Annotated in this window: 18 protein-coding genes, 1 tRNA gene and 1 pseudogene; 12 read left to right on the forward strand and 8 right to left on the reverse strand. The window is 61.6% G+C overall.

The window, feature by feature from the left end; genetic code table 11:
• The first annotated feature begins 32 nt into the window (after window positions 1–32).
• From plsX to ACFPFW_RS08165, 4 genes are read left to right on the forward strand one after another with little or no spacing between them, the layout of a single operon-like run.
• Window positions 33–1,094, forward strand: coding sequence for a phosphate acyltransferase PlsX (gene plsX / locus ACFPFW_RS08150; protein WP_114956459.1), 1,062 nt, complete (start codon window positions 33–35; stop codon window positions 1,092–1,094).
• Window positions 1,091–2,071 carry a beta-ketoacyl-ACP synthase III gene (locus tag ACFPFW_RS08155; RefSeq protein WP_114956458.1) on the forward strand — a complete coding sequence of 327 codons (981 nt, stop codon included), beginning with the start codon at window positions 1,091–1,093 and terminating at the stop codon, window positions 2,069–2,071. Before plsX ends, ACFPFW_RS08155 begins: the two co-directional genes overlap by 4 nt.
• Window positions 2,072–2,106: 35 nt before the next feature.
• Complete coding sequence (locus ACFPFW_RS08160; RefSeq protein WP_379771435.1) at window positions 2,107–2,466, forward strand: integration host factor subunit alpha; 360 nt, start codon at window positions 2,107–2,109, stop codon at window positions 2,464–2,466.
• Between the two features lie 19 nt (window positions 2,467–2,485).
• Window positions 2,486–3,121 (forward strand): MerR family transcriptional regulator, encoded by a 636-nt coding sequence (locus ACFPFW_RS08165; protein ID WP_114956456.1) that lies wholly within the window; start codon window positions 2,486–2,488, stop codon window positions 3,119–3,121.
• 782 nt (window positions 3,122–3,903) lie between these two features.
• Here the strand turns inward: ACFPFW_RS08165 and ACFPFW_RS08170 are convergent.
• The 4 genes from ACFPFW_RS08170 to ACFPFW_RS08185 form a co-directional block, all read right to left on the reverse strand.
• Complete coding sequence (locus ACFPFW_RS08170; protein ID WP_114958750.1) at window positions 3,904–4,170, reverse strand: tyrosine-type recombinase/integrase; 267 nt, start codon at window positions 4,168–4,170, stop codon at window positions 3,904–3,906.
• A 161-nt stretch (window positions 4,171–4,331) separates the two neighbouring features.
• The gene (locus ACFPFW_RS08175; protein ID WP_114958751.1) at window positions 4,332–5,072 is read right to left on the reverse strand and encodes a TylF/MycF/NovP-related O-methyltransferase; all 741 of its coding nucleotides are present in this window, start codon (window positions 5,070–5,072) and stop codon (window positions 4,332–4,334) included.
• Window positions 5,073–5,160: 88 nt separating this feature from the next.
• Window positions 5,161–6,021, reverse strand: coding sequence for a glycosyltransferase family 2 protein (locus tag ACFPFW_RS08180; protein WP_379770235.1), 861 nt, complete (start codon window positions 6,019–6,021; stop codon window positions 5,161–5,163).
• A 2-nt stretch (window positions 6,022–6,023) separates the two neighbouring features.
• A complete protein-coding gene (locus tag ACFPFW_RS08185) occupies window positions 6,024–7,598 on the reverse strand; it encodes a carbamoyltransferase family protein (protein WP_114958752.1) in 1,575 nt (524 codons plus the stop codon).
• A gap of 98 nt (window positions 7,599–7,696) precedes the next feature.
• Here ACFPFW_RS08185 and ACFPFW_RS08190 point away from each other — a divergent pair, with 98 nt between their 5' ends.
• A complete protein-coding gene (locus ACFPFW_RS08190; RefSeq protein ID WP_114958753.1) occupies window positions 7,697–8,056 on the forward strand; it encodes a peptidoglycan-binding domain-containing protein in 360 nt (119 codons plus the stop codon).
• 106 nt (window positions 8,057–8,162) lie between these two features.
• Here ACFPFW_RS08190 and ACFPFW_RS08195 read toward each other — a convergent pair whose 3' ends face one another.
• Together ACFPFW_RS08195 and ACFPFW_RS08200 are read right to left on the reverse strand one after the other, a co-directional pair.
• Window positions 8,163–8,612, reverse strand: coding sequence for a hypothetical protein (locus ACFPFW_RS08195; RefSeq protein WP_379770239.1), 450 nt, complete (start codon window positions 8,610–8,612; stop codon window positions 8,163–8,165).
• Window positions 8,613–8,803: 191 nt separating this feature from the next.
• Window positions 8,804–9,187 (reverse strand): hypothetical protein, encoded by a 384-nt coding sequence (locus tag ACFPFW_RS08200; RefSeq protein WP_114958754.1) that lies wholly within the window; start codon window positions 9,185–9,187, stop codon window positions 8,804–8,806.
• 265 nt (window positions 9,188–9,452) lie between these two features.
• Here ACFPFW_RS08200 and ACFPFW_RS08205 point away from each other — a divergent pair, with 265 nt between their 5' ends.
• The 3 genes from ACFPFW_RS08205 to ACFPFW_RS08215 are packed head-to-tail and all read left to right on the forward strand — an operon-like array spanning window position 9,453 to window position 14,267.
• The gene (locus tag ACFPFW_RS08205) at window positions 9,453–13,562 is read left to right on the forward strand and encodes an autotransporter outer membrane beta-barrel domain-containing protein (RefSeq protein ID WP_162799818.1); all 4,110 of its coding nucleotides are present in this window, start codon (window positions 9,453–9,455) and stop codon (window positions 13,560–13,562) included.
• Window positions 13,559–14,074: an invasion associated locus B family protein gene (locus ACFPFW_RS08210; RefSeq protein ID WP_114958756.1), complete on the forward strand. Its 516-nt coding sequence runs from the start codon at window positions 13,559–13,561 to the stop codon at window positions 14,072–14,074. The genes ACFPFW_RS08205 and ACFPFW_RS08210 overlap by 4 nt, the downstream gene beginning before the upstream one ends.
• A gap of 1 nt (window position 14,075) precedes the next feature.
• Complete coding sequence (locus ACFPFW_RS08215) at window positions 14,076–14,267, forward strand: hypothetical protein (RefSeq protein WP_379771506.1); 192 nt, start codon at window positions 14,076–14,078, stop codon at window positions 14,265–14,267.
• Window positions 14,268–14,429: 162 nt separating this feature from the next.
• Here the strand turns inward: ACFPFW_RS08215 and ACFPFW_RS08220 are convergent.
• Window positions 14,430–14,516, reverse strand: a pseudogene (locus ACFPFW_RS08220) (hypothetical protein); the annotation flags it as partial.
• A 143-nt stretch (window positions 14,517–14,659) separates the two neighbouring features.
• Entirely contained in the window at window positions 14,660–15,838 is a 1,179-nt protein-coding gene (locus ACFPFW_RS08225; RefSeq protein ID WP_114958757.1) for an alkene reductase, read from the reverse strand.
• Window positions 15,839–15,922: 84 nt separating this feature from the next.
• Here ACFPFW_RS08225 and ACFPFW_RS08230 point away from each other — a divergent pair, with 84 nt between their 5' ends.
• The 4 genes from ACFPFW_RS08230 (at window position 15,923) to murJ (ending at window position 19,346) form a co-directional block, all read left to right on the forward strand.
• Window positions 15,923–16,300: a winged helix-turn-helix transcriptional regulator gene (locus tag ACFPFW_RS08230; protein WP_114958758.1), complete on the forward strand. Its 378-nt coding sequence runs from the start codon at window positions 15,923–15,925 to the stop codon at window positions 16,298–16,300.
• Window positions 16,301–16,867: 567 nt separating this feature from the next.
• A tRNA-Pro gene (locus ACFPFW_RS08235) sits at window positions 16,868–16,945 on the forward strand.
• A gap of 20 nt (window positions 16,946–16,965) precedes the next feature.
• Window positions 16,966–17,814, forward strand: coding sequence for an ion transporter (locus tag ACFPFW_RS08240; RefSeq protein ID WP_114958534.1), 849 nt, complete (start codon window positions 16,966–16,968; stop codon window positions 17,812–17,814).
• Between the two features lie 5 nt (window positions 17,815–17,819).
• Window positions 17,820–19,346 (forward strand): murein biosynthesis integral membrane protein MurJ, encoded by a 1,527-nt coding sequence (gene murJ, locus ACFPFW_RS08245; protein ID WP_114958574.1) that lies wholly within the window; start codon window positions 17,820–17,822, stop codon window positions 19,344–19,346.
• The last annotated feature ends 4 nt before the right edge of the window (window positions 19,347–19,350 follow it).

Genomic DNA, 19,350 nt, shown 5'->3' on the forward strand with positions numbered 1-19,350 from the left:
CCGACAATCAGGTCCCCCGCAAAGCATGTTAGATGTCTAAGCCCGTTCGTATTGCGCTTGATGCCATGGGCGGGGATATCGGCCCTTCGGTCGTCGTCCCCGGGGCCGCCATCGCGCTTCGCCGCAATCCGGACAGTGCGTTCGTCTTCTACGGCGACGAACGGGCCATCGCGCCGTTGCTGGACGAACATTCGGCGCTCAAGGCAGTGTGTCGCATCGTACACACCGACGTCGCGGTCCGGATGGACGACAAGCCGAGCCAGGCACTTCGCCAGGGTCGCAAGACGTCCAGCATGTGGCTCGCAATCGATGCGGTAAAATCGGGCGAGGCGGATATCGCGGTCTCCGCCGGCAACACCGGCGCGCTGATGGCGATGGCGACCGTCCACCTCAAGACCATGGCCGGCGTCGAGCGGCCGGCGATCTCCGCGATCTGGCCGACGCTCGCCGCCCGCGGCCGCGGCATCGTGCTCGATATGGGCGCGACCATCGGCGCGGATGCGCGCCAACTGGTCGACTTCGCCGTCATGGGCGCCGCCATGGCGAAAATCGTCTTCGGCCTCGATCGGCCGACCGTCGGCCTGCTGAATGTCGGCGTCGAGGAGATGAAGGGCGTCGAGCAGGTGAAGGGCGCCGCGGCTATCCTTCGCGAGCACGGCGAAGACTTCATCTATCGAGGCTTCGTCGAGGGCAACGACATCAGCAAGGGTACTGTCGATGTCGTGGTGACCGAGGGCTTTTCCGGGAACATCGCCCTGAAGACCGCCGAAGGAACGGCGAGGCAGGTCGCGACGGTGCTGCGCGAGGAAATCGGCCGGAGCTGGCGGACCAAACTGGGATATCTCCTGGCCAAGCCGGCATTTAATGCGCTGCGCAAACAGATGGATCCAAATAATTACAACGGTGGCGTTTTCCTTGGGCTGAACGGCATTGTCATCAAGGCCCATGGCGGCAGCAATCCGGAAGGATTTGCCGCCGCCGTTGAACTCGGGCATGACATGGCCCGCTACGACCTTCTCGCCAAGATTTCGGCCGGCCTCGCGACCTATGATCGCCTGAAAGAGGCCCCCGCGGTAGGAGCCGCTATATCGTGACAGTTAAGCGTTCCGTGGTGCTGGGCATTGGCAGCGCCCTGCCGAAGCGTGTTGTGACTAATGCCGAACTCGCCCAGACAGTCGACACTTCGGACGAATGGATCGTCCAGCGCACCGGCATCCGTCAGCGCTACATCGCGGGTGAGAACGAGACCAGTTCGACTCTCGGCCTCGCGGCGGCCGAGGCCGCGCTGAAGAACGCGGGCAAGACGCCTGCGGATATCGATCTCATTATCGTCGCGACGACGACGCCGGATCTCACCTTCCCGTCGACCGCGACGCAGATCCAGTCCAGGCTCGGCATCTTCCATGGTGCCGCCTTTGACGTGCAGGCGGTCTGCTCCGGCTTCGTCTATGGCGTCGCAATCGCCGACAAATTCCTGTCTTCCGGCAGTCACAAATGCGCACTGGTCATCGGCGTCGATACGCTGTCACGAATCCTGAACTGGGAAGACCGCACGACCTGCGTCCTGTTCGGCGACGGCGCCGGCGCGATGGTCGTCGAGGCCCAGGATCAGCCGGGTGACGTGAAGACTGACCGCGGTGTCCTCACGACTCACATTCGCTCCGACGGACGGCACGGACCGAAGCTCTGCGCCACCGGCGGGCCGTCGTCCACAGGTTCGGTGGGCGTCCTGACGATGGAGGGCAAGGAGGTCTTTCGACACGCGGTCGGGATGATCACGGATGTGATCGAAGATGCTTACAAAGCAACAGGATTCACTTCGGAAGACCTGACATGGTTCGTCCCTCACCAGGCGAACAAGCGGATCATCGATTCCAGCGCGGATAAGCTTGGGATTGCTGCTCACAAGGTCGTTATCACCGTCGACCGCCACGGCAACACATCGGCGGCTTCAATCCCCCTCGCGCTTTCGGTCGCCTATGATGACGGCCGTATCAAGCGTGGCGACCTCGTAATGCTCGAAGCAATGGGCGGCGGCTTTACGTGGGCCTCGGCCCTGCTGCGCTGGTAGCAAGACGAGTTGACCAATTACACCAGACGTCTACGCTGACATCTCGTGGTAATAAATATAACCGGTCCCTAGGGAGGAAGCCGATGGCCACAAAGACAATAACCCGCGCCGATCTGAGCGAGGCCGTCTATCAGAAGGTGGGGCTGTCGCGGACCGAATCCGCGGCTCTTGTGGAAATGGTGCTGGATCAGATTGCCGACTGTCTCGAACAGGGTGAGATGGTGAAACTGTCTTCGTTCGGGTCCTTTGTCGTTCGCCCGAAGGGACAGCGGGTGGGCCGTAACCCGAAGAGTGGCCAGGAAGTGCCAATTCCGCCGCGCAAGGTGCTCGTGTTCAAGCCGAGCAACATCCTGAAGGGCCGCATCAATGGAGAGGCCGTCGGCGAAGAGGATTGATCTGGAGTAGGGGGTAGGGGTGGATAAGTCTCCCGACGCGTTCCGGACTATCAGCGAGGTCGCGGACGATCTCGATCTGCCACAGCATGTTCTCCGCTTCTGGGAGACGCGCTTCAATCAGATCAAGCCGCTGAAGCGCGGCGGCGGACGGCGGTATTACCGCCCGGACGACGTCCTTTTGTTGCGCGGCATCAAGCACTTGCTCTACGGCGAGGGCTACACGATCAAGGGCGTTCAGCGCATCCTGAAGGAACAGGGGCTGCGTTATGTCCAGATGGTCTGGCGCGACGACCTCGAAGAGGAGTTGCCCGCGCTCTCACAGGCGCATGCCGAGGACTATGCCCCGCGCGCAGATCGTGGCGAGCAGCGCCACGAGCCCATGTTCGGCATGGAGGAGCGGCCAGGTCCGGAAGCCTTCGCTCCGAAGCATATCGATACATTCGCGGTCAATCCGGCGGTCATCGCCCGGCGGTCGAATTTCGAGCCGATCGTCGATGATCATGACGAACCGGATGAGCTCGAACATGCACCTCATCTCGAACTGACGGGCGCCTCGAACGGCCGTCCGAGCATCGCGCTCGGCGGGCGGCACAGGCTGGAAGCGGCGCTTCGTGAACTCGCGGAATGCCGGCGGCTGTTGGACGTCTCGCAGTAGCCGGGCGGGTATGTTGCTCGTTGGTGCGGGCCGCCACCCCATGCAGAGAAAGCGGCGGCCCGCCTGCAGGCCTCGCGGCCATGCAGGGATGCGCCAGCTAAGCGCTGGCTAAAGGCTAGGTCGCCACCCTCTATAGCCACGGGCGGCGACCCGGCGATGCAGCCTGTTGCAGACGGGACGCCTCGCAACCTCAGCGTACTTAACTGACAGTCCACGTCTAATCTCATAAACCGATCATGAGGATAGCCTGGAACTATCCCCGTTCGGGGCAGGATTCCCGTTCGGACCTATTGCGGCTTGCTCTTATCGCCATGTCGGGCTCTGGGTGCCTCGTTCCCATCGAATGCTCGGCTGAGGGCATTTGATCACTCTCTTGGAGCCGACAAGCCTCTTAAGAGCAAGCCGCAGTACGTCTGAACGAGTGGGCTTTGGTTCAGGTTGGAGTTCGATCCATGCATCGACGGCGACGCTCAACTCAACCGGGATCTGGGCGCCGATCACGCGAGCTTTTCGAGATTTGATCTTCGACATGTTGCCTCCCCAAACCGGGCGATTCAATCTCGGCTTGGGGAAGATGGCGGCCTGGCGTGATCTGGCCGTGATTTCTGGAGGCAGGGGGCGTGATTTCGATAGGCATGATTGGCGCCTCAGTGAATCATTCTGCTGATCTCGAAAAACATCCCTGTTCCGGCCTTCCAAAAATCACCTTGATAAACTAGACGTTCGGGCGTCGGAGCGTAGCGCAGCCCGGTTAGCGCACTAGTCTGGGGGAATGGGAGGCATTATGCCTCTTTCCCAAGAAGCTCTTGGCCTTCTTCCGTCCGGTCTATTCTGTCGTGGGGATTTTCGTGGGTCTGGCTACGCCGGGCGCTGACCGCCTCCATGCCTGCGCGAAGATCCTCGAGGAGGACGTGCGCATACTTCGTCGTCGTCTCGATCTTCGAATGTCCGAGCAGGTGCTGCACCTGTTTCAGGTTGCCGGTCTCGCGCAACAGCCGCGTCCCGGCGGTGTGGCGGTTGTCGTGCCAGCGGTACTTCGACAGGTCGATCCGCTTCTTGAACTTCCGCCACCAGCTCTTGCGGCCGACGTTCGCGCTTCAGCACTGGTGCAATACGACCAGAAACACCGATGGTTTCGGCGTGGCAACCAACGCCGGCGTTATCGAAATCTATGCTGAAGTTATTATACGTCGCCTCGCATGAACCCAAGCTATGCTGGCTTCACGAGTAGCCCCTGTCCAGTCGGCAGAGTCAGCACAGACGATTTTTTGGAGGCTGCGAATTCGTCCCACATCTCATGCTGATCTTCGTGGGTTGCGAAGGCATAGTCATCGATGACAACGATGGCGGACGGGCTGAGCCGGTCCCAGAGTTCGTCCATTACGGCTTTCTCTGCATCGGCATGGTTGAGGTCGACTGATAGATAGGCGATCCGATCAAGTGAGGTCTGGTCGAGAGTACCTGGAAGCCACCCCTTGACCAGCTTTGCATTCGGGAATGGCGCAAAATTCTTCTCGGCCAAGGCATAGCAGTCGAAGTAAAGCGAGCCGTTGCGCGATTGAGTGATCTCGCGGCCGTCGTCGGGAATGCCTTCGTAGGTGTCGAAGAGATAGAACGTTTTCGTGACCTTTGCGAAATCCAGCGCGTGGCAGATCGTCATCGACAAGGCGCCGAGATTGACGCCGCACTCGACGAAATCCCCGGGTAGAAGAAGGCCATGCCGCGCCGCCCAAACAGCGGTGTGGGCTCTCCAGCGAACGTCCTTGACTCGTCCGTCCCAGGCGGGCCGATTTCCCTCAGCAGCCCTCTCCCATGCCGATGCGAAGGACGGCTCTGACATAAATCCCAGGTTCTTTCGGCGTACTCCGACATTGTCACCGACGTAGTCTGGCCGCCATTTTTTCTTGATGCCGAGAGAGCGGCGGATCGTTCTTCCAATTCCGAAAGCCATATGTCTGCCTAAATGCCGAGATCCGCTTCGATAACACGGCAGGACAATCCCAAAAAGAAGTGGCCTTTGCGCCCGTCGGCTTGGTAGCTCAGAGCTTCCAGAACAATTTGTATCCGGTCTTCCTCCGGGCATCCCGCCAGAACATGCGGAAGAGCTTGTACTTTGCGCGGGCCGATAGGGGGCCGAGGGATTCCCGAATGCGGAAGCAACCTATAGTGTAATTCCAGCGTGCTAAGAAACGATCTTTGAATTTGGTGACTTTGTAGAGCGACTCCGAGTTCGAGCCTCGAATGAAATGGAATCTCGGCTCGGGCACGTAGACGACCAAATCCCGGACCACGAATTCGGCCACTGTATAGGATGCCGCACACCATGGAGTGCCTAATTCAGGCCAACGCCTCAGCATGATCTCCGAGCCGCCGTGTGATCGAACAATCCCGTAGAACCACTCAGAAGGGAACATGAGGCCGCGGGGGATGCGGCCGGACGCAATCCGCGTGGAGAAATCGAATATATCGTCCTTGGGCGTTAGATAAGTGACCTGATCTCCTGCGTGTCTCTCCACAGAGCCAACTGCCAGCATTTTTGTTGGATCAGTTTCGAGAGCTGATAGGAGCTTGCCGAGATAATCCCTTGTGGAGAGGTCATCGCACGCCCGAAGACAGAAAAATTCGCCACGCTCGCGGGCGATCTTGATGGTACGCACGAAGTTATCAACGCCAGCGACGTGCTCGTCCGCTTCAATCAACTCAAATCTCGGGTCCCTTCGACAGAACTCCTTCGCGATCTCTGCCGTGCGATCAGTCGACTTGTTGTCGACGATGACGGCTCTGAAGTCCCGGAAGTCTTGATCGGCGATACATTGAAGACTTTGTTCCATCGTCCGCTCCCCATTGTAGATGGGGAAGGCAACGATCAGTTTTTCTCCTGGCATGCTTGCGCTGGTCACTGTTAGATCTTCAGAAGAAGAATGTCCTCGATCAGCAGTGCGTCGATGTCGGTCCCCATAAAGCACTTAATGGCATCGACCGGAGACTCAACGATTGGCTCGTTCGCAATATTGAATGAGGTGTTCAACAGCACTGGAACACCGGTGCGCTCTCCGAAAACCTGAAGGATGTCGTACAGATTTCCGTTCCGCTCACGGGTGACGGTTTGAAGGCGGGCCGTTCCGTCGACGTGTGTGATAGCTGGAACAACAGACCTCATCTCTTTCCGCACCGGCGGGATGAGAAGCATGTATGGGCAAGGGCGATCGATCTCGAAAAACTCTGAGGCCCGATCCTCCAAGACGATCGGGGCGAAGGGGCGGAAGGACTCGCGAAATTTTACGCGAGCGTTGAGAACGTCCTTATTCTCCGCGAGCAAGGGGCTCATGAGGATCGAGCGATGGCCAAGGGCGCGAGGACCCATCTCGGAGCGGCCTTCGAAACGTGCAACGATCTTGTTTGCTGCCAGCAGATCAATGGCCCGGTCGACCGCTGATGCTCGTACGATTTCGTAACCATCGAACCGATTTATCGCGTCCTCGATCTGGGCGTCCGAATAGGTTGGGCCGAGATAGGGCGATATCTCCTCGCGCACCCTGCCGCCCTTCGTGTAATAGCCGTAGAGGGCGCAGCCCAAGGGAATGCCCGTGTCTGAAGCGGCGGGGTTAATGAAGATGTCTTCGAACAGGCCGCTTTCGAGAATCCGGTAGTTGCTGACGGAATTGAGCGCGACGCCGCCAGTGATGCAGAGATATTTCGCGCCCGTCTGCTCTTTTGCGAAACGCGCCAAATGTAACATGGCCCGCTCGCATTCAGCCTGCACCGCGAAGGCTGCGTCGGCTTTCTTTTCGAAGGAATCGAGCGGTTCATAGCTATGAGCAATGTCGTAGCTACCGTCGATGCAGAAGCCCTCGTAGTCGGTCACAATTCCATCGAACCGACCGCCGAAGTTGAAGAGTTGGCTGTTCGTCTTCCCGAAAGGCGCGAGACCCATGGTTTTGCCCTCCTGAAGTAGTCCGAACTTGATCGCCTGGGTGACAGCCGCATAGAGAAGGCCGATTCCGATCTTGGACGTCGAAGTGATCAGGCGGATGCCGTCCTCGGTCGCATGGAAGAGGCTTTGCGTTTCGCGGTCACTGCCTCGACCATCTACTACCAGAACAGCAGCCTCGGAAAACGGAGAGGAGTAGAAGACGGAACAGGCGTGCGCGAGATGATGATTGATCATCTCGATTTTGCTTTGGTCGACCTCGGCGAGGAAGTTCACGTTTGAGCATGAGCGGCGAAATTGATCCTTCCTCCAATCGCTCTTGTTGACGATGTGGTCGAGGATGATGCTGTCACATTCTTCGGGAGCATGTGCGCCAACTTCCCTGAGGCACGCCATTGCCGAGTGATGAGGGAAGGCGCGAGAATCCTTTAGTCGGTCAAGCCGCTCTTCGGACAGCATTGCGATCGAGAATTTTCCACCGTCCTCTCTGACCGCACAGGCGCCTGTGTTGTGCCAAGGATCCTTGTGAAGTCCGAGAACGAGCATCTTGTTCCTCTCAGCCGATGAAGCGTGACGCCTAGCACAACCGTACTTTCTCAACCAGCCGCCCTCCGAGGCGGCTTTTTCATTTCCGGAGATCTCTGATGACGACGACTGCCCTGCAGCTCGCGCTGATCGCGCGCGGCTATTCCGTTGGCTCGGCCGGCGCCGATGGTGTGTTCGGGCGCGCCACGATCTCGGCGGTGAAGGCGTTCCAGGCGGATCACGGTCTGTCGGTCGACGGCATCGCCGGACCGAAGACGTTGTTCGCGCTTGATGCCGGCAAGGCCGCCGGGATCCTGCCGGCGTCGCCGCTGTTCATTCCCTGGTTCGAGGAAGCGAAGCGCAAGCAGGGGCTGCACGAGATCCGCGACAAGGCGAAGCTCGCGGCGTGCCTGAAGAGCGACGGCGCGACCCTGGGCGACCCGTCGAAGCTGCCGTGGTGCGGCAGCAAGCAGGGCTGACCTCGCGTGCCGGAGGATCGGCACGCCTGCGCCGACGAACGGGCGCCTGACCTTCACAAATCTAAACGTCAACGGCCCGCTTCGGCGGGCTTTTTCATGAGTTGCTTTAGCGAAGCCCTACTGCTTGCAGTACGGCCAATTCTTTATTCTGGGCCTTCTGAAGGAGTTGAAAATCGCCTCGGAGAGCCTTCAGCGCATACCGTTCCTGGTTGATCTCGTCGGAGGTGCGAAAGCCCATCCGGCGTAGAACCGGTACAGGAGGGCACCATCCCTGAACCGCGTGCTGAAACAGAAAAGCTGTGACGACGGCTGGTAGTGCTAGCCAACGCCTGTCGAGCGATACGCCGAGGACGACACCAGTAAAAGCGAGTGTGGAGGCATTGGCCTCGATCGTGCGCTCGATGTCCCATTCGCGGTCGAGTTCGTTGAGTCGACCCTCGATCTCTTGGAGATGGTCGGCAAAATAGGCGAGTCGATCTTCGGTCTCCTGCCGGATGCGGAGGTTGACCTGAGCGGCTGTGTGAAGAGGAACGCGGCGTGCAGTCGTTGACACCATTGGGGGCCTCCTGCGGGTAGAAGCTGGAAACCGTCAATTCGTTCCCGTGGCCTGCGAACTGACGATCCGCCAAGAGGTCTCCGGCTTTTCGCCGGTCGGGGATAAAGCCGTCCCCGGCGGTCTGTTCGACTAAGCAGTTGCCCTGACCACATGCCCCGCTCGGCTTCGGCCGGGCGGGGCTTTTTGCGTTTTCAGGGCCGCGTCGGCGGTTCGTTCTGTTGGCGGAGTATACGCGCCTTCCCCCGGCAGGTGATGTGCTCGTTCGGAAATTGCTCGGCGACACCCTCGTAGGCGCTGATCGCGGCCCAGAAATTATTGAGGGTGCCGAAGCTTTTCTTTAGCTGGCCTCGGATCGCGCGCTCAGTTTCCCAGCTCTCGACCATATAGGCACCCTGCTTGCCGCCCTCATAAGCGATCTTCCAACGCATGGCCTGGACCAGGCGCATCGCTGTCTCAGCAGTGAGGCGGATCGACCGGCCGTCCTTCACCCGCTGCTCGATCTCCTGAGCGAGCATGAAATCGTTGAGCTTGGCCGTTTCCCTTGATGCTTGGCCTGGTAGCGCTTTGACACCCATGTTCCAGATTTGTTCTCATGGCGATCCGGAGTCAATCCGGGCTTCCGCGACGTCCGTCGCCGTGTTCCCGGTGCAACGGCCTGGCCGAGACAAGTTAGCCTACTTTTACACATTCTAAACGGTACCTGACCTACGAATTTGGCGACCGGTATGTTGTCCTTATTGGGATTCGAAAAAGGTCCTTCCGCTCAGGCGGATGAGGGAGCGGTAAGTGGGTGCTTGCTCGCGTCGGAGATTCGGTGACGGATTGGAGGCGGAACAGGCCTTGAAAACCGCGCCGGGCACTTGCACGAACCTTTCAGCAAAGGCGCATCACGCTTCCCTGCAGAGGCGCCTAGCCCGCGCTTCGGTCGCCCCTCTTCTGGTCTCATGCTCGATCCTGGCGCTGGCGGTCTGCATCTCCGAGACCGCCGAGGCGCAAACCTGGACCGGCAACACCAGCAGCGACTGGACGGTTGGCGGCAACTGGTCCGGCGGCGCGGTGCCGACCAACGGCAACGTAACGATTGCCACGACCTCGCCCAATCCGACGGTTCTGGGCGTCTCCGGCGCTGCGACCGCTACGAGCCGAAATGTTGTTGTCGGCTTCGGCAGCGGGCCAGGCAGCCTGACGATCCAGAATGGCGGTACCCTCACGAGCAATGCGACTGGTTACTCCTACGTTGGATTAAACGGGGGATCGGTCGGCGTCATGAACGTGACCGGTCCGGGATCGAAGTGGATCATCAACGGCAGCCCCAACGCTGTCTCCTTGTTGCTGGGCAGCGTTGCGTCGGGCGGCGGAAGCGCAACAGGCACGCTCAACATCAGTAATGGCGGCGCCGTCCAAACAGCCGGAGACATCGTCGTCGCCGAGACGAACGGCACCGGCTTCCTGAACGTGACCAGCGGCGGCACGCTGACCACCGGTCGCGACGGCTATATCGGTAGGTTCGGTGGCTCAAACGGGACCGCTCTGATCTCAGGAACCGGCTCGACTTGGACAATCGCCAGCCGGTTGCTCATCGGCAACGGCGGCCCCGGTGCGCTGACGATCAGCGACAACGCGCTGGTCAACGTCGGGACCTCTACGACTGTCGGAACCTCCGCGAGCCAGGGCACTCTCAACGTCACGAGTGGCGGCACGTTACAAACGCAGACGCTTCTGCGTGGCACCGGTCCGGTTCAGGTCAATTTCGACGGCGGCACGCTGCGTGCGAAAACGAATACCACGAGCTTCGTCAGCGGCTTTTCCGGCACGGAACTCAACATCGCGTCCGGCGGGCTGACCGTCGATACGGCCGGGTTCAACGTGACCGCGTCCTCGCCCTTCAGCGGCACCGGCACGTTCACCAAGATCGGCGCGGGCACGCTGACGCTCACCGGCGCAAACAGCACCAACTTTTCCGGCGAGATGGCCATCAATGCCGGCACGGTTTCGGTTGCATCCGCGACCAATCTCGGCACCGGCGGGTTGAGCTTCGACGGCGGCACGCTGCAGAACACCGGTGCATTCACGACCGCGCTGCCGGTGACGCTGAACGCGGGCGGCGGCACGTTCCAGACCGACGCCAATCTCACGCTGTCGGGCGTTATTGACGGCAACGGCGCGCTCGCGAAGACCGGCAGCAGCACACTCACGCTGACGAATGCCAACACCTATTCCGGCGAGACATGGATCCGAACCGGCACGCTCGCTTTGTCCGGCGCCGGGTCGATCGCCAACTCCAGCCGCGTCGTCGCCGATGGCACGTTCGACATTTCCGCTGTGACGCCGACAAGCGCAAGCATCCAGAGCCTTGCTGGCAGTGGCACTGTCAATCTCGGCGCCAAGCAGCTGCAGCTGACCAATGCCGGCGACACGTTCGCAGGCTCCATCACCGGCACCGGCGGCGTGAGCGTTTCAGCCGGTACGCAGACCCTCACCGGCACGAGCGACTATACCGGCATCACGAACGTGACGGGCACCGGCCATCTGCGGCTGCTGAACGGCGGCAAGATCACGGACACCAGTCACATGGGGCTGAGCGGCCCGGGGGTGACCGCGACGGTGAGCGGGACCGGCTCGCTCCTTGAAACCGGGACTCTGGCTGTAGGAGGTGTCACCGCCGGAAGCAACGCCACCCTGAACGTGTTGAACGGCGGTGTCGTCAGGACGACGATCAACGGGACGGCGGCTATCGGCGGCCCCAACGCGCAAACAGCGACGGTCAATGTCGACGGCGCGGGATCGCTCCTGGATCTCGCCGGCAATTTCGGCGTCGGCCATCAGAATGGGGCTTCGGACACCTTTCTGAACGTTACCAACGGAGGCACGGTCCGGAGCCTGAACGGAACCGTCGGCTCTTTCTCTGCTGCGACCGGCACAAAGTCGGTCCTGATCTCGGATGCGGGCTCGAGCTGGACGATGAACGGGGAGCTCAATCTCCAAAGCGGCGGATCGGTGTCGATCCTCGATGGCGGCGCAGCGAACGCAACGACATCGCGCATCGGCAGCACAAGTGGTACCGCCAATCTGCTGGTTTCCGGCGCCGGCTCGACCTATTCCGTCAGCGATGACCAGGTGATCGGGGCCAGTAGCGCCACCGGCATCGTCACGCTGGCCGACGGCGCGCTCATGACGGTCGGCGACCAGCTCACGCTGGCGAGCGGCGCAAGCAGCACGGGCATCCTCAATATCGGCGGCGCGGAGGGGCAGGCGGCGACCGGCGCGGGCACACTCGACGCGGCGACTTTGACGTTCGGCCCCGGAACGGCACGCGTCAACTTCAATCACACCGACACGAACTATCTCTTCTCGACCGCGATGTCGGGCACTGGCGGCGCGGTGAACCATAACGGTCCCGGCACGACCGTGCTGACAGGCGCGAACACCTATACCGGCGCGACGACGATCCGGGCCGGCACGCTGCGCGCCGGTGCGGCGAATGCGTTCAGCGCCGCCTCCGATCATTATGTCGATCCGGGCGCAACGCTCGATCTCAAAGGCTTCGATCAGACGCTCGGTCTGCTCAACAATGCCGGCACGGTGCGGACCGGCGGTGCACCGGGCACGGTGCTCACCGTCGATACCTATAACGGCGATAGCGGCACGCTCCATGTCAATACGGCGCTGGGCGGCGATCTGTCGGTCACCGACCGCCTCGTGGCGACGACGGTGCTGGGCACGAGCAATCTGCGCGTGACGAATGTCGGCGGTGGCGGCGGAGAGACGAATGAAGGCATCAAGATCGTCGATGTCCTCGATCCTGTTGCCTCTACCGGCACGTTCTCTCTGCTCGGTGACTATGTCTTCAAGGGCCAGCAGGCAGTGGTCGGCGGCGCCTATGCCTATCGTCTCTATCAGGGCGGCGTCAGCACGCCAGCCGACGGCGACTGGTATCTGCGGTCGGACTTTCTCGGCGTCGTCGGCGCCGCCTTCCAGGCCGGCGTTGCCTTGTACGAGGCGATGCCGCAGGCATTGCTCAGTCTCGCCGATCTGCCGACGCTGCAGCAGCGCGTCGGCAATCGCTATCGGGATGACGATGCCGCGGGCCCGAGCCGAGGAACCGAAGGGGATGCGGCGTCTCCGATCTGGGGCCGCATCGAGACGACGCACAGCAGGTTTGAACCGTCGAGCTCGACATCGGGTCTGAGTTACGAGGCCGACGAAGTCGAGATGCAGGTCGGCCTAGACACGCAACTGCACGACGGTGAGAAAGGGCGCCTCATCGGCGGCCTGACTGCGCAGTATGGTCTAGTCTCGGCCGACATCGGTTCGTTCTGGGGCGACGGCACGATCGAGGCGGCGGGCTACGGCGTCGGCGGCACGCTGACCTGGTACGGCGATAACGGTTTCTATGTCGACGGCCAGGCGCAGTTCACCATTTTCGACAGCGATCTGTCCTCCGACACTGCCGGCAGTCTCGCCACAGATAATGCCGGCCGCGGCTATGCGCTTGGCATCGAGACCGGCCGCCGCCTTGCTGTCAGCGGCGCCTGGTCGCTGATGCCACAGGCGCATCTCGTCTACGCCGCGGTCAAGGACAGTTTCACCGATGCGTTCGGTACCCCGGTGTCGCTCGACGGCGCCGAGCGGCTGACGGGTCGCCTTGGTCTCTCGGCCGATTACCGCAATGCGTGGCAGGACGCGGCCGGGCAGACGAGCCGGGCCAGCTTCTACGGCATCGCCAATCTCTATCACGAGTTCCTCGACAACACCGATGTGGACGTTGCCGGCACGCCGTTCGCGACCACCAACGAACGGCTCTCCGGTGGCGTCGGCCTCGGCGGCAGCTATAGTTGGAACGACGACAAATTCGCCGTTTACGGCGAGGCGACCGCCGTTACCAGCCTTGAAGATCTCGGCGAAGACTACAGTGTCGGTGGAACCGTCGGCTTCCGGATGAAGTGGTGAGTTGGCTTCGAATTAGAACCGCATTCTCTTCGCTGCTGCTGTTGGCTGCGATGACCAAAGCTGCGCCTGGCCAGTCGGCCACGACTGCCACGTTCGACGATTGGGTGGTTCGCTGCCAGGTGACGGACACCGGCAAGATCTGCGAGAGCACAAGTGCGGTTAACGTGAAGACCTCGAGCGGAACGATCGCGCAGGCGGCTTCGATCGTCATCGGCCAGCTGCCAGGGGAGCCGAAATCCAAAATCCTGGTGCAGCTTCCGCTCGGCGTCTGGCTGCCGTCTGGAGTGAGGCTCTTAGACGAAACCAAGAAGGAAATAGCCTCCCTTCAGTACACACAATGCCAAGGGGGAGGGTGTTTTGCGGTGGCCGATGTGGACGGAGCGGTTCTCGACGTGATCGGCCGCCTTAACGAAAGCCTGCTGATCGCCTACGTGGCCCAGAACCAGAACGTGCACGTGCAGGTGAGCATCAAGGGCTACGCGGCGGCGGAGAAGGCACGGCGCGGAGGATGACGTGATCTCGGCGAACTCCACGGATACGCGCATTGGTCGCTGCCCTCTGCCGACCACGATCGAAGAGCTCGAAATCTTGATGCGGGCGCCGTGGAGCGAGGCCGGTCTGCTGCAACGGCCTTTGCCGGACGAGGCACTGACGATCGTCGCGCGCGGTACGAAAGAGGACAGCGTCGAGTTGGTGAACAACTGATGTTCCGTTTCCTAAAGCGGAACGACCAAGACGCCGACCCTCCTTGGCGGAAAACCGGGAAGCGGCTGAACTATCGGTTCTCTTTGGCAAACGAGCGAACGTTCCTCGCATGGATCGATCCTCGCCGCGAGCGACGCCGACCACATGATGCCCGGCAGCGGCGAGCCGCGTTGAGAGTGCGCGGCCAATGCCCTTGCTGGCGCCGGTGACGAGAAACGTTCGTTTCGTCATGATGTCTCTACCTGTCATGAACAAGGGTGGCCAAGCGCACCTGATCCGGGATTACGGGGAGATCAGGACGACCTCGCCAGGGGCGGCCGAGTTTCCATAGTCGACCAGCAGGGGTTCGCAGAACCGCCCGGCCCCGCCCCCCGCTCCGACCCATCGCCGCGTCAGGCAGCGCTGCTTGCAGCTATATCGTTCGAACATGCGGGGAAGTCCGTGTAACCCACCTCGCCATCGCGGGTATAATAGGTCGACCGGTCTGCTACGGCCAACGGCCAGCCGTGCTTAAGACGCTCAACGAGGTCCGGGTTCGCGATATACGGCCTGCCAAAAGCGATCAAATCCACCAATCCGGTGTCGAGCGAAGCCTGGGCACGCTCGCTGTCGTTGAAGCCGCCGCACCAGATGAACGCGCCGGGAAACACCGCCCGAGCTTTGGCAAGCAGAGCATGGTCGAGGTACCGAGGCTTGAACTCCGCCGTCTCCATGTTTCCGTCAGGCATCAACTCGTAGAGTAGATGGATGTATGCCACGCCACGGCGTCCCAGCTGCTCGGCAACATACAGGAACGTTTCCTCCGTAACAGGATCAACCGGCATTGAGCCGTACTTGCCGAACGGAGACAGACGAACACCCACGCGCCCCGGACCGAATTCAGCCACCACCGAATCGACGACTTCCATCAGGAAGCGCGTGCGATCTTCGATGCTGCTCCCGCCGTAACGGTCGGTGCGCGTATTGAGCACCGAGTTCATGAACTGCTCGAACAGATAGCCGTTGGCCGCGTGGATCTCGACACCGTCGAACCCGACCTTCCGTGCATTGGCGGCGGCTTTGGCGAAGGTGCCGACCATGGCCGACACTTCATCCGTGCTGAGGGGCCTCGGTGTCGCCGTCGGCATATAGCCCAATCGGCCGTCCGGGCCGTGGGCAAACACCGACGAGCCCTCTGCCCGTTGCCCAGTCACGCCCACCGGGGCCTGGCCGCTCGGCAGAATCGAGGAATGGGCCATCCTGCCGACGTGCCACAATTGCATGAATATCGTGCCGCCATGACGGTGAACCTCATCGGTCACGAGACGCCAGCCCTGCATTTGGGCTTCCGAGTGGATTCCGGGTGTCCTCGCGTAACCGTGGCTGGACTGGTCGACGTCAGTGGCTTCGGTGATGATCAGACCGGCACTGGCTCGCTGGCCGTAATAGGTGGCGATCATCTCGTTCGGGAGATCCCCATCGGTCGGGAGGTCGCCCTCGGACGTTCGCGTGCGGGTCATGGCCGGCATGACGATGCGGTTCTTCAGCGAGACGGTGCCGCCAAGCAGTTGAGGTTCGAACAAATCGTACATAGATCACCTTCGAGCGGATTTCTGCCGAAGATCTATGTTCGGTAGCCATTCCTATCTACACACTGATTGGTCAGTGGTCGGCGGATGAAGATCATCAAGAGACTACCGGGCTTGCCGGTCGAGCGTGCCCTGGGCGTCCTTTCGGGACGCTGGAAGGCGGTCATTCTTCACGTGCTGATGGATGGCCCGCAACGCATATGCGACATGGAAAACCGCATCGTCGGCATTTCACAGAAGGTGTTGATCGAGCAGCTTCGAGCGCTCGATGAACATGGAATCGTGAGCAGACAGCCCAGCGCCGTCGACAGTCAGGGGATCGAATACCTGCTCACCCCGCTCGGCGAAAGCCTGCGGCCCGTGTTGAATTCTCTCCAGGAATGGGGCGCCCATCACGCCAGGGGACTCAATGAGGTCCATAGGCTTCTGCCATGCGATGCTGTCGTTCGAGATCGCAATACCTGACGCCTAATGGGTATCGCTGTTCAGGCGCATTCCTCATTAGGTGAGACGAAGGGTGTCGTTGTCGCCCATCCGCCGTCCACATCTCCTGATCGGAAACGCGTGCTCGTCGCCACGTTGATGGGATCGGCCGCCTGGCCGAACCTGATTCTACATCTGGCAGGCGGTATGATGCTGGCAACAGCGGCGGCTTTCGTTTGGACCAAGCGATAGCCGTTTGAAGGGCTCCGTTGCGAGCGGCCGTGTCTTGACCAACAGTGTAGGGATTGGCGGACGGCGGCTTACTCTGACAAGAAGTTTTGAATGCCCCGGATGAGCTGCGAGATGGCCGCGGCAGCAATGAACGCGCATGTGACGATGCCTATGAACTCCAGCCGCGACATGCCGGTGGAGTCCAGATCGGGCGGAATGGTTCCGCCAGGGCCGGAACAAGCCATAAACATTCGTGGGACTTTTCGTGGGGCTTTCCGCACCAAACCGGTCCCGTGAATGCCGTTCTGTTCCCATTCTGAAATTCTTCCCCGTTCCGGCCTTCCAAAAATCACCTTGATAAACTAGACGTTCGGGCGTCGGAGCGTAGCGCAGCCCGGTTAGCGCACTAGTCTGGGGGACTAGGGGTCGTGGGTTCGAATCCCGCCGCTCCGACCATTTCATTTCACGGGGGCACAATGGCGCGCGCTCAAACCACGCCTGTCTCGTTCCGCACCCGCCTCGCAGACTTCCTGGAATCATCGCCGGCCCAGACCGGGATCATCGCGCTGATCCTGGTGAACGCGGTCATTTTCGGCCTGGAGACGATCCCGCCGGTCATGGCGGCGATAGGGCCCGTGCTCTATGCGCTCGACCACGCGATCCTCATGGTCTTCGTCGTAGAGATCGCGGCTCGCCTGTTTGCATTCGGTTCGCGCTTCTTTCGCGATCCCTGGTCGGTGTTCGATCTCGCAGTGATCGGCATCGCTCTTTTGCCCGCGACGGGCAGCCTATCCGCGCTCCGCGCCCTGCGTGTCATGCGGGTGCTGCGCCTCGTCTCGGCAATGCCGGCGCTTCGGTCCGTGGTGGACGCGCTCCTGCGCGCCATGCCGGCGATGGGCTCGGTGGCGGCGCTTCTGGCGCTGGTTCTGTACGTGGGCGCCGTGATCGCCACCAAGCTGTTCGGCGCGACGCATCCCGAATGGTTCGGCGATCTCGGCCGCTCGCTGCTAACCCTGTTCCAGATCCTCACCCTGGAAGGCTGGGCGGACATCATGCGCGATGTCGCGGAGCAGCATCGTTTTGCCTGGTTGTTCTTCGTACCCTTCGTGTTGATCGCGACCTTCGCGGTGCTCAATCTCGTCGTCGCCGTCATCGTCGATTCCATGCAGAGCGGCGTCCGGGCCGCGGTGGCCGAGGAAGAGGAAGAGCGCGATGCCGAACTGCGCCGCGAGCTCGACCATGACCTTGGCGACGTCCTGCGGGAAATCCGGAAGGATCTCGCCGAGCTGAAGGCCTCGGTGTCCAGTGGACAATCCAAAGGCTGATGGCGATGTGGCGCAGCATTGCGTCCGTTGGCGGGCTGACCCTCGTCTCGCGCCTGTTCGGCTTCATCCGTGACGTCGCGATGGCTCCGTTGCTCGGCGCGGGCCCGCTGTCCGACGCGTTCATGGTCGCGTTCCGGCTGCCGAACCATTTCCGCGCGATCTTCGCCGAGGGTGCCTACAACGCCGCGTTCGTGCCCCGTTACTCGGCTGTGCTGACCGAACGCGGCGCCGAGGAAGCGAAACGTTTCGCCGGTGCGATCCTGACGCTGACCTTGATCGTCCAGCTCATCCTGATGGCGCTCGCATTCGCGGCGATGCCACTACTCGTTCGGCTGCTTGCCCCGGGTTTCGTCGACGATCCCGCCCAGTTTTCGACGACGATCGATCTCACGCGGATCACCTTTCCCTATCTCGCGCTGATCGCCGTCGCGACGCTCGTCTCCGGCATGCTCAATGCCCATGAACGGTTTGCCGCCGCCGCGGCGTCGCCGATCCTGCTGAACATCTTCATGATCGGCGCGCTGTTCCTGACGCCGTATTTCCCGACCGCGGCCCATGCGCTCGCCTGGGGCGTGACTTTGTCCGGTTTCGGCCAGCTCCTCTGGGTCATGCTCGATCTGCGCCGGACGGGCCAGACGCTCGGCTTCGTCCGCCCCTCGATGACTGAGGACATGCGGAAATTCCTGAAGGCGTTCGGGCCGGCGACGATCGGCTCGGCCGGCGTACAGATCGCGATGTTCGCCGACACTATCATCGCCAGCTTCCTGCCGTCGGGCTCGGTGTCCTATCTCTATTACGCCGACCGGCTCTACCAGCTCCCGCTTGCGGTCATCGGCATCGCCGTCGGCGTCGTGCTGCTGCCGGCGCTGTCGCGCCGCGTCGCGGCGGGAGACGAGGAGGGCGCCCGGCGTGGACTCAACCGGGCGCTGGAAGGCATCGTCGCCCTGACCCTTCCATGCGTGGTCGTCTTCCTGCTGGCGGCCGAACCGGTGATGGCGGTGCTGTTCGGGCGAGGGGCGTTCGATGCGAATGCGGTCGCGGGTTCCGCTCGCGCGCTCGAAGCCTACGCGATTGGTCTCACCGCGGTGGTCGCGCTGCGTGCCCTGACGCCCGCATTCCACGCGCGCGGCGACACCGCGACGCCGGTCAAGGTGCTGGCGATCTCGATCACCATCAACGTGCTTCTGAAGATCGTTTTGATGGGACACCTCGCGAGTGCGGGCCTTGCGCTCGCGACGTCGGTCGGCGCGTGGATCAATGCGATCCTTCTCGCGATCCTGCTCGCAAGGCGCGGGATGTTCGCAGCCGACCAGAGGCTCGTCCGGGTTCTTCTGCTATCGATTGCCGCCTCCTTCGCGATGGCGGCCGTCTTAGTCGGGCTTGAGCCGCAAATGGCCCGCCTGCCCAATCTGATCCCCTCCTTACCCGACCTTCTCCCGACTGCGGTCAGGCTCGGGCTGGCGGCGATCGCTTATCTCGCCGTGGGCGCGATAGGCTGGCGACTGATCCGCAGAAACCTTCAGTCGGAATGATTTT

It is taken from the genome of Flaviflagellibacter deserti, from assembly GCF_042652085.1.
GTDB classification, from domain to species: Bacteria; Pseudomonadota; Alphaproteobacteria; order Rhizobiales; family Methylopilaceae; genus Flaviflagellibacter; species Flaviflagellibacter deserti.

What these genes read in the sequence shown, in the direction of transcription:
- ACFPFW_RS08240 (WP_114958534.1), top strand. Translation starts at nt 16,966, where the DNA reads ATGGCGCGCGCTCAAACCACGCCTGTCTCGTTCCGCACCCGCCTCGCA.
- ACFPFW_RS08230 (WP_114958758.1), top strand. Translation starts at nt 15,923, where the DNA reads ATGAAGATCATCAAGAGACTACCGGGCTTGCCGGTCGAGCGTGCCCTG.
- plsX (WP_114956459.1), top strand. Translation starts at nt 33, where the DNA reads ATGTCTAAGCCCGTTCGTATTGCGCTTGATGCCATGGGCGGGGATATC.
- ACFPFW_RS08185 (WP_114958752.1), bottom strand. Translation starts at nt 7,598, where the DNA reads ATGCTCGTTCTCGGACTTCACAAGGATCCTTGGCACAACACAGGCGCC.
- ACFPFW_RS08225 (WP_114958757.1), bottom strand. Translation starts at nt 15,838, where the DNA reads ATGTACGATTTGTTCGAACCTCAACTGCTTGGCGGCACCGTCTCGCTG.
- ACFPFW_RS08190 (WP_114958753.1), top strand. Translation starts at nt 7,697, where the DNA reads ATGACGACGACTGCCCTGCAGCTCGCGCTGATCGCGCGCGGCTATTCC.
- murJ (WP_114958574.1), top strand. Translation starts at nt 17,820, where the DNA reads ATGTGGCGCAGCATTGCGTCCGTTGGCGGGCTGACCCTCGTCTCGCGC.
- ACFPFW_RS08175 (WP_114958751.1), bottom strand. Translation starts at nt 5,072, where the DNA reads ATGGCTTTCGGAATTGGAAGAACGATCCGCCGCTCTCTCGGCATCAAG.
- ACFPFW_RS08200 (WP_114958754.1), bottom strand. Translation starts at nt 9,187, where the DNA reads ATGGGTGTCAAAGCGCTACCAGGCCAAGCATCAAGGGAAACGGCCAAG.
- ACFPFW_RS08195 (WP_379770239.1), bottom strand. Translation starts at nt 8,612, where the DNA reads ATGGTGTCAACGACTGCACGCCGCGTTCCTCTTCACACAGCCGCTCAG.